At 32.2% G+C, this 338-nt stretch carries 1 protein-coding gene; it reads left to right on the top strand.

Translation table 11 applies throughout. From position 1 onward, the window contains the following. Positions 1-338, top strand: a 338-nt coding sequence (locus tag ACLBX8_RS31695; protein ID WP_447716414.1) for a hypothetical protein, incomplete at both ends; no start/stop codon positions are given.

Below are 338 nucleotides of genomic sequence, written 5' to 3'. Positions count from 1 at the left end.
GAATGTAGCCATTGCCAACATCGAGTATTTACAAATAGCAGTAAGTTAAATTGCCATTGTGATCAATGTACAGCTCAGCGTAAGAAACAAACACAACAAACAAAAATTCAAGAACAGCGTAAATACAAAGTCAAAGACGAAGTCATCTACAGCTTGAATCAGCTCAGCTTTATTCATAAGTTGTTCTTATTAAGTCTACTTGATGGATATGCCCGTGAAGATGTTCAACATGATGAACTCATTCATTGGAAAAACATTAAGTATCATGAGATTACTCCAAACTATTTATTTCAAAATCAAATTGTTAAAGAGCTATTAAATAGTGGAATCTTAAAATC

It is taken from the genome of Methylobacterium sp. D48H (assembly GCF_053345715.1).
Note: the sequence above shows the minus strand (reverse complement) of the source record. Positions and strands in the feature narration are given on the sequence as shown.